This window comes from Exiguobacterium sp. QJM3NY_9, assembly GCF_056173545.1.
This window is the reverse complement of sequence record NZ_CM149679.1, coordinates 400,462-412,805: the sequence shown is the minus strand read 5'-3', so window position 1 is coordinate 412,805 and position 12,344 is coordinate 400,462. Positions and strand designations below refer to the sequence as shown.

Here is a 12,344-nt window from a genome sequence, read left to right as displayed (position 1 = left end):
GTAAGTATCATGCGTATTTTTGACCGTGTTGACCTTCCAGTTTCGCTTGTTTGCACCAGTCTTCCATCACCGTTTGGTCGATCGGCATTCCCTGTAGCCGAATCAACACGCGGGCAATCAAACGTAACCGATAATCCAATGTGTCGACTTCGCGAGCGACAAATAAGTAAAACTCCCCGCCAAGTGTTAAGCAGCCTGCCGTCCGCATTTGTTGCATCAATGCGCGTAATTCGATGTATCCGCTCTCATTTTTTCGAACATGCAGTTCTGAGGAACGGATTGTCAATACTCCTTGCACGGATGACATCCGGAATTGAAAAACTCCATCTTGTCGCGGACGGACGAGCACGATGTCTTGGTCCGGTGACCGTTCATCCCCTAGTTGTTGTTCAGTCATCCGCTGCGTTTGACGATCATAGTAAAAGCCGCGGATGGCCCCGTAACGCCCAAAAGCTTCACGATAGGAAACCCACGGATCTTTTGTTTCCATCGGCGCGTTGCCTCCTTCTTTCCGTTTCAGCTCGACTGGTCTTCGCCAGTCCGCATCCACCTCCACCGTTCACATGAACTTAGTAAATTAAATTTATTATCTATCTTTAAAAAGACTATAGCATATGACTTTTATATTTGTAAACGTTTTCATAAATTATTTTTTGGGGTTATCTCGAGATTGCTTGAAGTCCTGATAACTGAAGGCGTGATAAAGCGTCTTTTTCGTTGCTTTCCTCGGGCGAGGCGCAAGCCGTTGCTCCTTGGTCCTAACGGACACGAGCAGGGTCTTGCCTGCCTCTGAAAGTGCGTTAAACACGCACTTTTCCCCGTAGGAGTCAACGAAACGTGACGCTTTTTAAGTAATACCGTGAGAGAAATCCAGGCATGCAGACGATTTGGAGCGCAATCCGTCTTGAATCGTTTTAGACCAATTGCCGCTTTGAAGATGAAGCGAGAAAGGGAAGCGCGAACTGATTGCTTCTCGTTATCGCATTTTCACTCTTCATAAGAGTTTGCCTACAGTCAAAAAAACTACTTCCGTCATATCGATGGAAGTAGTTTATACTTTAAATCGTTTGAAAGACACTATTTGTCGCTAAGGCAGCTGCACTAAGTGCCCCTTGTTTTTCACTCCACGGCACCATCTTCACGTCCGTCTGTCGCGAGGCTGTTGTCAGCGCCGTATGCGCGACCCGTTCTTTAATCTGCTCGACGATGCCCGGTGCGCGTTCAAACATCGGGCCGCCTAGTAAAATCCGTTTCGGGTTCAACAAGTGAATCGTATTCAATACACCAATCCCGATATACTCTCCTGCTCGATGATAGGCGCGCGCCGCTTGTTCGTCTCCTGCCACTAAACGACTCCGCAGTTCCAATAAGGTTTTTACTTGCGGATCAATGACTTCAAAATCGCGCAACAGTGACTTTTCGCCTGCCAATGCCTCGAGGCAACCACGATTGCCACAAGAACAGATGGGTCCATCTAAATCAAGTCGCATATGTCCGACTTCACCCGTGATGTGGTTTTCCCCATCAATCAACTTTCCATCCAGTACATAGGCGCCTCCAATCCCTTCGCCTGCATAAAGGTAAAAGAATTGATCGACCCCGACCCCCTCGCCAAATAACAATTCGAAGGAAGCGAGTGCCCGGACGTCATTCTCGATGAAAACTGGATAGGCAAATCGTTCCTCTAAATGTGTTTTTAGTGCGACATCATGAAGGTGGAACCGAGGGGCAAATAGGATGACACCTGTTTCCGGATTAACCATCCCGTGGACAGAAATCCCGATGCCATGAATCGTCCCGACACCGTTTGTCGCTTCAATCAATTCTTCACACAGTTGACTGACGGCATCAATCATATCGTCACTCGTATCAAAGTGTCCGATCGTTTCGACTTCATGAATCGTATTTCCACTCAAGTCGGCGATGACACCGATGAAACGATGACTCGTCGCATCGATTCCGATGACATATTGTTCCGTCGCAACCAATTCAAGCATGATTGGTTTGCGTCCCCCATTCGAAACTCCGAGTTCCCGCTCCGTCACGAGACCATCAGCAATCAACTCACTGACGATGTTCGAGACGGTCGGCTTCGTCAAATTTGTCCGCTGGGCAAGTTCGACCCTCGAAATTGGCTGATGCATTCGAATCAGGCGTAACACAAGTGCCCGATTGTAGGAGCGCATCCATTTTGAATTACGTGGTGTCTCTTTAGTCATGCTTCCCCTCATCCCCTCTAACCTTCTCCTTCCTATCTTCGCACATTTTGTAAGGGATTTCACTGTCTCCTTTTTAACTCATTTTGAAAGAGAAAGAGGCGAGGTTTCACGCTTCATCATATGGCTGCTCGATGACGAGGATTCGGCTACCGTCTGGCTTTTCCGTCAACTCCATTTCAATAATGGCCTGCCCGACTAGCAACACAGCCGGCAATTCTGGGTCCGTCTTCCGAAAAAAGCTGACATGACCTTGATAAACGTCCATATAATCAGCGAATAAAAACGTTCCATTGACATGGATTTCGTCTTGCTTCGGGTTGAATTCAAGTCGCGGGACCCCGAACCATGCTTCTCCGTTCAAATACAACAATGGTTTGTTTCCAATTCCTTCATTGGTGGCTCGGCGCACTTCAATCGCTCCTTTCGTCTCATAATAAAGGCGGTCATCCCCTCGTGTCGCAATGACAATCGGATTGTCTTGATACAGGACGATTTCAAGAATTTCATCCGCCTGTTCGACATAATAACCCGAGTCATCAGCTGTCGCAAAACTAATCGTGTACAATTGAATCCAGGCGACGACGTCTGTTACTTCGACCGGCTTCAAAAACAACGCGGAGACGAGATACGTCCGCTCCGGCATCACGATTAAGTTGACACAGATATCTGCCAATTGAATCGTTCGTACTTGTGTTGAAGGATACATTTCTTCGTAATCTTTCATAAAAATCACTTCATAATAATGCGTCGTCTCCCGGAGCTCTCTCCCAGGTAAACGACGATCAAAGTCGGCAATCTGGATGCGTTTCATGTTGTGCCTCCTCTGCAAAAACCTGTAAGTGTCTCATGCTGATTATTACCCAAAATTTGGTCTCTTTGCACTCCCCTAAAAATCAAAAAATCACCTCCCGATTTTTTCAGGAAGGTGACGCGTCAGATTGTTTTCATTGGAGATACAAGTCGTAGAGGACATAGAGCACTAGCGCAATCACAAAGACGAAAAAAAATTTTCCCGTACCAAAAAAAACACGGTCGCTTGTTTCGTTCCGATTATTTTTATCCGGATACATTATACAACTCCCTTTCTCATCTATCCAATTTTTCTCATATTGAACAGTTTCGCCTTTTGCGGCATCAATTCCTTCCGAACTGACGATCGATTGCTTTAAGATTTCATCCCGTTCGCAAAAAAGACGAGCGTTTCTTCTTCGTCCGTCGTTAACACACGGTCGACCGTTTCTTTGTATAATCGACGCATCTCTGAAATCTTCCCACCTGCTCGCTCCGTCACATCCATCGCCTGACGTAACATCGCGACTTCTTTTTCAAAGGCTTCGCGGGGCATCGCCTCACCGTGCGACCAGACGTAATACGCCGCATCATACTCCGCGATGGTATCGAGTAGCAACGTCATTCGCTCGACCGTATAGTTCCATTTCGCCGAAAAGATATCAGCATACATCGCGTCCCCTAAAAATAAGACACGTTCTTCCGGTATGTAAACGAGCAGACTCCCGGGTGAATGGTCACTTTCGACTTCGCGCAGAATACAATGCACATCCCCTAAGTCGACGACAAGTTCTCCCTCGAATTGAATATCTGGCAATTGTACTGCTATATCACGTGTCGGACCAAACTCGAGCTTGATGGCATCGGCACAAAACGGTATCTCGATTCCCTGCTCGATCCGCGCTTCGAGTGCTTCATCTGTCCAATCATAATCTAGCATCTGTTCAATTCGCGCGACCGTCCGCTTCGTTGCCATCGCCGGAAGGTTCATTTCCTTTAGTCCGAAAATGTGGTCCCAGTGCCAATGGGTCAATGCCAGTAAATCAGGTTTTTTCAAGCCATGTCGCTCCACTTCTTCTAAAAACAGTGTTGCATGCCGGCTCGAGTTTCCTGCGTCAATCATCAAACTGCGTTTTGTTCCGACGATCAGCCCTAAAATCGGTCGATCCGTTTCACTGACCGGTGTTTGATACCATACACGATCCGTCAATTGGTTAAATTGTTGCATCTTCATCGCCTCCTGCTTGTAGTATAACGAAAAAGCCCATCCGGATGACGCCCGGATGGACCAGTTCAATGCCTTTACTTCTTATTTTCTTTTTGACGGAAAGGCCACCAGACACCTGAACCGAACGAAACAGTAATCGCCGGGATCAAGAGCGGTAAGACAATCAATCCATACAAGAGAAGACCCGTGATGACAATCGTCGCGATTTGAACGAGACTGAGGACACCGGATGGCATCATCGCACCGAACGTACCGGCGAGGATGATCGCTGCCGTAATGATGACCGAGCCCATTTTTTTCATCGAGATGTACATCGCTTCTTTCGTCTCAAGTCCGTTGATCGTTTCTTCGCGGAAGCGATCAAGGAGGAAGATTGAATAGTCGATGCCAAGTGCAACGAGCATGACGAAACCGAAGAATGGAACCGCCCAACTGATTCCGTCATACCCCAGTCCGTTGACGAAGATCAACTCTGTGATTGAGACCGACGTATAGTACGTCAGTAACAATGAACCAATCATGAACAGCGGCATGATGAACGAACGGAACATGATTGCGAGGACGATGAACAGACTCACGATCATAATCGCGACCGTCCGCGAAAAGTCCGCTTTTGACGTATCGTTTAAGTCACTATTGATGCTTGAAATACCACCGTAAGCAACTTTTGCCTCTTCGAGTGGCGTATCTTTTAACGTACTCGCAGTCGTTTTTTTAATCGCCGCGACTGTTTCGATCGCTTTTGGCGAATAGGGATCGTCGTTTAAGATGACTTCAAACTTCAATCCTGTTTCGTCATCAATTGCATATCGTTCGATGACCGGTTCAAACTCTTTATTCGTTAACGTCTCTTTCGGAATAAACATTCCGGTCCCGCGAATCGTTTTCGAATCGCCCATCTCAGTCAGAATATCCGCTACATCCGTTAAACCGTCTTCGATTTTTTGAAGACCCTCATTTGCCGAACCGACACCGTCCGCAAGTTGCGTCAAGCCACCACCGAGCTGTCCAGCTTGTGCACCTTGTTGTTCAATTCCTGTCGCCGCTTGCGCAATGCCGGTTTCAATTTGCGTCAATTGTTCCGATAAAGCGGACAACGTCCCGACCGCTTGCGGTATGTTTTGTGTCGTTTGCAGTCCTTGACCGACAGCGCCGAGCTGTTGATTGATTTGACCGAGACCATCTGCTGCCTGTTGCAATTGTGTTGCCCCAGCCGTCGCTTCGTCTCCAGCCGGAAGCTGTCCACTAATCGATTGAAGGTTTTTTTCGACTTCCTCTAGACCTTGACTGACTTCACCAAGACCCGTATTGGCATCTTTGACCCCATCTGCAATTTGCGCGAGTTGGCGGTCGACGTATAAATCGGGGATGACCTCACCCGTTGGTCTTGAAATCGACCGAACGGATTTGACACCATCCAATTTGACGAGCTCGCGACTTAACTGCTCCGCGTAAGGAAGTGTTTCTTCTGTCACGATGTCTTTATCGTCCTTTAAGATGACGTTGACGGGGAGCGATTCTCCCGCACCAAATCCGTCTGAAATCGCATTTAACCCTTTGACGGTTTCGTATTTTTCTCCAATCTCATCGACTGTATTGAATGAAAGATCGTCATCATACGTAAAGAGCGTCGGGACTGTAATGACGGCGACGATTGCCATCGCGAGCAATGGACGGCGAATCGATAATCCGCCGTAACGTGCCCATAACTTACTATCACGGTGACTCGCTGCACTTTTCGACGGCCAGAATAATTTTTCTTTTAACGTCGCCATGAAGAATGGGACGAGTGTAAACAGGACGAGCAGTAAGACGGCAATCCCGACCGCTACTGCAACCGATGATTTAAAGATCGGGAAATCTGCGAATCCGATTGCCGAGAAACCGACGAGAACGGCAATCCCACTGATCAGCAATGTCCGACCCGCTGTTTTATACGTGTTGACGATTGCCGTTTCGACGTCATGTCCAGCTGTCAGTTCTTCCTTGTAGCGGCTTAACAGTAAGATACAGTAATCTGTCCCAATCCCGAATAAGATCGCGACGAGGAAGATTTGTGTGAAGTTCGAGACCGGGAAACCGAACCAATCAACAAAAAACGCCACAAATGATTGGCTCATTAGGTAGGTTACGCCGACTGCAAGCAGTGGAACGAACGGTGTGACGATCGAACGGAAGACGATGAGCAATAAACCAAAAATCAAACCGACAGTAATTAACTCCGTCCGTTTCAGTCCTTCTTGCGAACTTTTATTGACGTCCGCATTAATCAGCGATTCACCTGTCAGATAAATCGTCCGGTCGTTCGGAAGGACATCCGCCCGGATTTTTTCCGCGAGCGCTGTAATTTCTTCTTGCGACCCGTCCACTGTAATTGGAACGAGCACCGTTTTTTTATCTTTTGAGACAAGTTGTCCTTCCGTTTCCTCACTTTCAAACGGATTAAGGACACCGGTCACAGGTTTGTCGAGTTTTTCTAAATCCGTCACGATTTGACCGATGTCAGTGCGGTCAGACGCTGAGACCTTTTCCTTTAACGGGATGACGAGCGAAATGGTTTCTTCACTTGCACCAGCTGCCTGTAAAATATCTGCTGCGCGCTGCGAATCTGCATCACTTGCGAGCTGAATCGCTCCAGCATCCTCTGCTTGTTTCGATAAGTTCGGTGCCGCTAAAAATAGACCGACTGTCGCAATCAATAAGACGATTACGATCGGCCAGCGCCACTTGACGATTTGTCGCATGCCTTCTCCACCTCTTCTAGTTCTATTTTTCTCTGCTGCTTAATCTTCAATCTTTAAAATCGATTTAACCTTTTTAAACGTTTCGATAAACTGTTGAATTTCATCGTCCTCGACCTTACCGTCAATCAATTGTTCCAAATAGAGATAGATTGCCTGGTTCGATTCCTCGACGACATCGTGTCCTGCTTGCGTCAAAATGATTTGTTTCGTCCGATGATCATCTTCCGCCCGTTCGACTTCAACGAGTCCTTTTTCATTTAACTTTTTCAGACGGTTTGAAATCGCGCTTTTATGGACACCTTGCATGACGGCGATTCGTCCCGAAGCAATCGGTCCGTATTTACCGACGATTTTCAATAAATGAAGTTGCTCTGGAGAATACAAACGCCACACGGGAGATTCAACGGACTTTAATACGCGTTCCGTTCCATGAATCATGACTTCCTCAAACAGAAGGACGGCTTCCCGAAGATTGTCTTTCATTTTAGTTTACCTCCTAAACTGTTAGTGTTAGTTTAGCCCCTCAACTAGCTGACGTCAACTTCAAACTGTCACAATTAGGCAGACAGACCCGAGCAATGTTCGATATGATAAAAGAGAGCTTGATGCTTGCTAGATAAAGGAGGAAGAATGATGACCCTTTTATTTTGGATCGCCCTTGTGATTTGTATCATTGGACTTATTTTTACACTCATGGTCGGACGTAGCCGCAATGAAGAAAGCTACAGTAACAAAACAACTGCTAAAAACATGGTTTGGATGTACTTGATTTTACTACCGGTCATCTTAATCGTACTTGGTGTATTTTATTACCTGCTGACAAAGTAAACTAAAAAAGATAAGCGGTCCCTTAAGCTACTACCGTTAAGAGACTGCTTATCTTTTTTGATTAATTTAACGTTTTTGGACGGACGATGTAAATGTCGCATTTCGCATAACGGGCAATGTTTTCGGATACACTCCCAATCATGATCCGTTCCATCGCGTTCATGCCGACAGCCCCACAGACAATCAGTCCCGCCCCGACACGCGGTGCAATGACTTTCGGGATCAGCGTCTTCGGTGACCCTGTCTCGATGACGAGCTCGACTGCATCCAACCCGGCTTGATGTGCCTGTTTTTCGTATCTTTCAAGTAATTCTTGTGCATACTCTGTCACGTTTTGGTCAATGAAGCGTTGGTTGGCACGGACATTTGCGAATGTCTGAATGTCGATGACATGTGTGATGACGAGCTTTGCATGATCAATTTTTGCAAACTGGACCGCTTTATCGAATGCCAAGTCTGCCGTCTTTGATCCGTCTACTGCGACCAGAATTGTATGGTAGTGGCTGTCCATCATGATTCACCCTCTCCACTCAAACAAAAGCAACACTCATAATTTATCGTTGTTTTCGTTCTCCAATGCCCTGTTTTCATGATCGAGTTTCCGCTCTGCTTCGATGCCTTCCGGCTCCGTCTCAAGAATACTTTTAGGTGACGGTGTCGGTCGCTCCGCACCTTCTCGATCCGCGAACAAGACGTAAGCACCATGCCGGACACCGACGACATGACGTTCGATTTCATCGTCCGCTAGACCAAGTGACGTAAATGCTGTTCGAATTTCCTCTTCTGTCGCCGGCTTTCCAGTAAAACGCTCGAACAATGTCCGTTTACCCGTGACGAGTTGTGCTGCTGACTGTCCCCGCAACATCGCCATATCGGTTTTATCCTGTAAGACGACATATAAATCTTCCTCAAGATACCCTTTAAAATGTAAATCTTCAATATCCCGAATCAATTCGGTTTCATTTTCATACGTTCCGATAAATTGTTTTTTCCCCATCTGACTGTCTCCCCCTTTTTAACTTCTATAAGGGATATACCCGAAAAAACGAAAAGCAATGATTCAAACTGTCGGTTTGTTTCAAGAAACTGGTGTTTTTTGTTCTGAAAAAATCTTTTGTCGTCTCCGAAAGACCACTACTGTGACGATTGCGACTGCCACCGTCGCAATAACGGTAATCCATTCCTGTGTCAAAGTGAGACGATCGTTAAAGAACAGCCCACTATAAAACCAAATCATCACTACACCAAACACCCAATCCGAATGGAACCAGCTGAATACTAGTACACCACTGGCAAAAACAATCAGCATGATACTCGTCCAAAGCGAGACACTTAAACCAAACAGTTCCTCAAACCGGAAATCACGTAAAATCCGAAACGGTAAAATTAAGATTTGGACGCTCGACCAGGCTAGAAAAACGGAAAAAGGCGAGCGCATCCAAGGTGAACGGTTCGGATGCTGTTGAATTTTTGAATAGATGAGACAAAGACTTATGAAAGACACTGTCATCAACACGAGTTCCCACGGCGGACCTACAATCGAACTTACTCCGAGTCCAATCATCGTCAAACTGAACCATCCACTTATATCAAGTATCAACGTTCGATCTGCCGGATAAGATCGGACTGGACGGATGCACCAAATCAGGAGTGTCGTATACAGAACACCGACGACAGCATCAACGAATGGTGCCGGCATGATTGCTAACGGTAACTCGGTCGGCGTCTTATACCACACGACACGGGCAAGTAAAACGAATAAAAACGATAAAAAATTGAGTAAACGAAGTCCCGTCAGTGTCAACATCTCGCGTCCACCTCCTTACCTAGTCTTTCCCCGACGCGACATGCTCGAAAACAAAAAACCTGTCTTCAAGAAACGGATTCAGGTACGATGGAAATACAAAGGAGCGTTGATCATATGCAACCATTCATCAAGCCCCACCAATATAATTTCATCCGGAATCAAATTGAGTTATTACTTCAACAATTAACGACCGTGAATGACCCCGATGTCCGTGATGCCGTTTTATACAGCGCGACGACAAAAATTTTCGACATCATTCCCATTCTGTCCCCGGAACAAGAGGAACTTTTGATGACGATCCGGAATCAAGCTTCAGAGCAACAGCTGTTCACGTATCTCGATCAAATCCAACCGTTCGTCGAACCATTTCCGACGATCACCCCCGCTGAAATCCAGGCACTTTTTCCAAAGGTAAAAAAACTCCATCTTCCTCCGCTCGATACGATTGATTTTTCAATGACGACGTATTTGAGCTGGAATGATACGAGCAACAAAAAGAAATTTTTTGTTTATCCGCTCGACGGGACGTGGATCGGACTCGAGAGCACCTATTTACCAAACATTCAGCACGGAATTTGCAGCCTCTGTAAAACAAACAATGAGGTCGCGCTCGTCTCGGTTCGAACAAATAAATCAGCTGATCACTATCGTGCTGTCGGGAACTACTTATGCATCGATAGCGACCAGTGTAACGCTTCCATCACAGCGATTTCTGATCTTGAAAAATTTTTAACAAATGCTAAATAACAGCAAAAGCGAAGCACCCTGTTTTCGGGAGGCTTCGCTTTTTAATCAGCTTGTAAATAGAATTGGTTTTTCCCGCGTCGTTTCGCTTCATACATCGCAACATCCGCTTGTTCAATCAACGTCGTCCGTGACGTCGCATGTGTCGGATAGATTGCGCACCCGATGCTCGCTGTCATGCAGACCGGTGTGTCTTGAAGAATAAAGGGGCGTTCAAACAATTGTACGAGTAATTGTCCACACTCCTCAATCACGTTCGTTTCTTTCACGTCAAATAAAAGGACAACGAATTCATCGCCGCCTTGACGGGAAATGACGGTGTTGTGTGGTAATTTTTTCTCAAGACGGCTGGCAATATCGATGATGAGTTGATCGCCGATTTGGTGACCATAGGTGTCATTGATTTGTTTGAAGTGATCCACATCAATAAAATACAGAGCGGCTAACCGTTCGTGTATTTCAGCGCGACGCAGCTCTTCTTTAAAGAGACGGGCAAACAAATACCGGTTCGGCAAATTCGTCAATGCATCGTGATAAGCCATGTGCTCCATTTCTTCGAGCGCTCGCTCCAAGTCCGCCGTCCGCTGGTCGACTTTCGCCTCCAAGTTTTCCCGAAGCCGTTGATTGTCCATGACAATACGAATTTGTCGCGAAATCAACAACGGTGTCGCAATCATCAGCCCGATGGTCAATCCGTTAAAGGTGACGGCTTGGCGTGCCATTGTGATAAATAAAATCAACAAGAAAATATAAGGCGTCACTAAGCGTACCCAATCCAGCACACGACGATTTAACATGAAATCGATGGACCGCTCATCTGCATCAAATAAAATCGCGGCTCCCCCTACTGTCAACGTCGTCGCGAGCCAAACTGGATCGAGCCACATGGCGGACACCGGGAAGTCCGCCCGATACAACACGACGTATAGAAGGTCGGCTAATAGTTGTAAGTGAAAACCTAATAAGACGAGCAACAACGATCTACTGTTGCCTCGTTTCATCACGCCAAAGAATAAGATGATCATTCCTCCAAGGAGTAACAAATCACCTAACGGATAGCGAATCAACAGCAAGGTTTCTAAGTCAAATCCGGTCGCATTTTTTAAATAGGGTGTAATCATATAGTGCCAAGATATCGATCCTGCAACGATCAAAATAATTAATTCATCGAATAAGAAAAATCGCAGATTGATTTGAGTACGGCGATTGAATAAAAAATAACAAAACGCAATCAAATAAAAGATAATCTGCAAGCTGAAGACAAAGTCAATCCAGTCGAATGGTCCAAAGCGTTCAGCCCGCTGAATTTGCAAAACCAATTGACCTACTTCACCGGCAATCAGAGCGATATTTCCTAAGAGCAATAAGAAAAAAAGTCGTTGCGTAAAGGAACGAGTGGGATGTTTATAAATCGCCAGTAGGAGCATTGCAGACGATAAAATGGCACCACCCGTCGTAAATAGACTATTACCGATTCGTGCGAGATCGGAGGACGTCCCTACGATACCTAACCAGCTAAAATGACTCACGATCCAAGCAATTATCAAAATATAAATTAATTTTTGTCTCACTTCGTCCTCCTCCCTTCAAATAGTTCTAATGTCCTATATTCTATCGGTCAAAACAATATATTTTTAACCTTCTTTTCTTATTATATTCAAAAAATTTTTTATTTTCCTCTATTCCGCCTATCGAAGTATTTGGTTTGGTAGATCCTAAAAAAAAATGCTTGCTCGAATGAACGAGCAAGCATTTTAAACTGTAGACAATGTGCTATCGAGAGACGAAGCATCTTTTTTCGTTGCTTTCCTCGGGCGAGGCGCAAGCCGTTGCTCCTTGGTCCTTACGGACAACGAGCAGGGTCTTGGCTGCCTCTGAAAGTGCGTTAAAAACGCACTTTTCCCGTAGGAGTCAACGAAATGTGACGCTTTTCAGGTAATAGCGTGACGGAAAGCCGGGCATGCAGACGGTTTAGCGCGCAATCC

The 12,344-nt window shown here is 46.0% G+C and carries 12 protein-coding genes; 2 read left to right on the top strand and 10 right to left on the bottom strand.

All coding sequences use genetic code 11. The annotated features are described in order from the left end of the window. Nucleotides 1-7 precede the first annotated feature (7 nt). From AC0VYQ_RS02090 to AC0VYQ_RS02065, 6 genes are all read right to left on the bottom strand, one after another. Nucleotides 8-490 carry a hypothetical protein gene (locus AC0VYQ_RS02090; RefSeq protein WP_029332520.1) on the bottom strand — a complete coding sequence of 161 codons (483 nt, stop codon included), beginning with the start codon at nt 488-490 and terminating at the stop codon, nt 8-10. Nucleotides 491-1,058: 568 nt separating this feature from the next. Beyond that, nucleotides 1,059-2,219, bottom strand: coding sequence for an ROK family transcriptional regulator (locus AC0VYQ_RS02085; RefSeq protein ID WP_475404142.1), 1,161 nt, complete (start codon nt 2,217-2,219; stop codon nt 1,059-1,061). 106 nt (nt 2,220-2,325) lie between these two features. Further along, nucleotides 2,326-3,030, bottom strand: coding sequence for a hypothetical protein (locus AC0VYQ_RS02080; protein ID WP_214767241.1), 705 nt, complete (start codon nt 3,028-3,030; stop codon nt 2,326-2,328). 354 nt (nt 3,031-3,384) lie between these two features. Beyond that, entirely contained in the window at nt 3,385-4,236 is an 852-nt protein-coding gene (locus AC0VYQ_RS02075; protein ID WP_475404141.1) for an MBL fold metallo-hydrolase, read from the bottom strand. 74 nt (nt 4,237-4,310) lie between these two features. Beyond that, complete coding sequence (locus AC0VYQ_RS02070; RefSeq protein ID WP_475404140.1) at nt 4,311-6,980, bottom strand: MMPL family transporter; 2,670 nt, start codon at nt 6,978-6,980, stop codon at nt 4,311-4,313. Nucleotides 6,981-7,019: 39 nt separating this feature from the next. Then, nucleotides 7,020-7,463: a MarR family winged helix-turn-helix transcriptional regulator gene (locus AC0VYQ_RS02065; RefSeq protein ID WP_029332515.1), complete on the bottom strand. Its 444-nt coding sequence runs from the start codon at nt 7,461-7,463 to the stop codon at nt 7,020-7,022. Nucleotides 7,464-7,613: 150 nt separating this feature from the next. Here AC0VYQ_RS02065 and AC0VYQ_RS02060 point away from each other — a divergent pair, with 150 nt between their 5' ends. Then, nucleotides 7,614-7,808 carry a hypothetical protein gene (locus AC0VYQ_RS02060; protein ID WP_088836190.1) on the top strand — a complete coding sequence of 65 codons (195 nt, stop codon included), beginning with the start codon at nt 7,614-7,616 and terminating at the stop codon, nt 7,806-7,808. Between the two features lie 61 nt (nt 7,809-7,869). On the opposite strand, the gene AC0VYQ_RS02055 is transcribed toward AC0VYQ_RS02060, so the two are convergent. The 3 genes from AC0VYQ_RS02055 to AC0VYQ_RS02045 form a co-directional block, all read right to left on the bottom strand. Then, complete coding sequence (locus AC0VYQ_RS02055; protein WP_088838409.1) at nt 7,870-8,319, bottom strand: universal stress protein; 450 nt, start codon at nt 8,317-8,319, stop codon at nt 7,870-7,872. A gap of 36 nt (nt 8,320-8,355) precedes the next feature. Beyond that, nucleotides 8,356-8,805, bottom strand: a complete 450-nt coding sequence (locus tag AC0VYQ_RS02050; protein WP_029332512.1) for a YflT domain-containing protein — start codon at nt 8,803-8,805, stop codon at nt 8,356-8,358. Between the two features lie 81 nt (nt 8,806-8,886). Beyond that, nucleotides 8,887-9,615 (bottom strand): hypothetical protein, encoded by a 729-nt coding sequence (locus AC0VYQ_RS02045; RefSeq protein WP_475404139.1) that lies wholly within the window; start codon nt 9,613-9,615, stop codon nt 8,887-8,889. A 114-nt stretch (nt 9,616-9,729) separates the two neighbouring features. On the opposite strand from AC0VYQ_RS02045, the gene AC0VYQ_RS02040 reads away from it, so the two are divergent. Further along, a complete protein-coding gene (locus AC0VYQ_RS02040) occupies nt 9,730-10,362 on the top strand; it encodes a FusB/FusC family EF-G-binding protein (RefSeq protein WP_214893956.1) in 633 nt (210 codons plus the stop codon). 41 nt (nt 10,363-10,403) lie between these two features. Here the strand turns inward: AC0VYQ_RS02040 and AC0VYQ_RS02035 are convergent, their stop codons facing one another. Continuing rightward, nucleotides 10,404-11,930, bottom strand: coding sequence for a diguanylate cyclase domain-containing protein (locus AC0VYQ_RS02035; protein ID WP_475404138.1), 1,527 nt, complete (start codon nt 11,928-11,930; stop codon nt 10,404-10,406). Nucleotides 11,931-12,344: the final 414 nt, after the last annotated feature.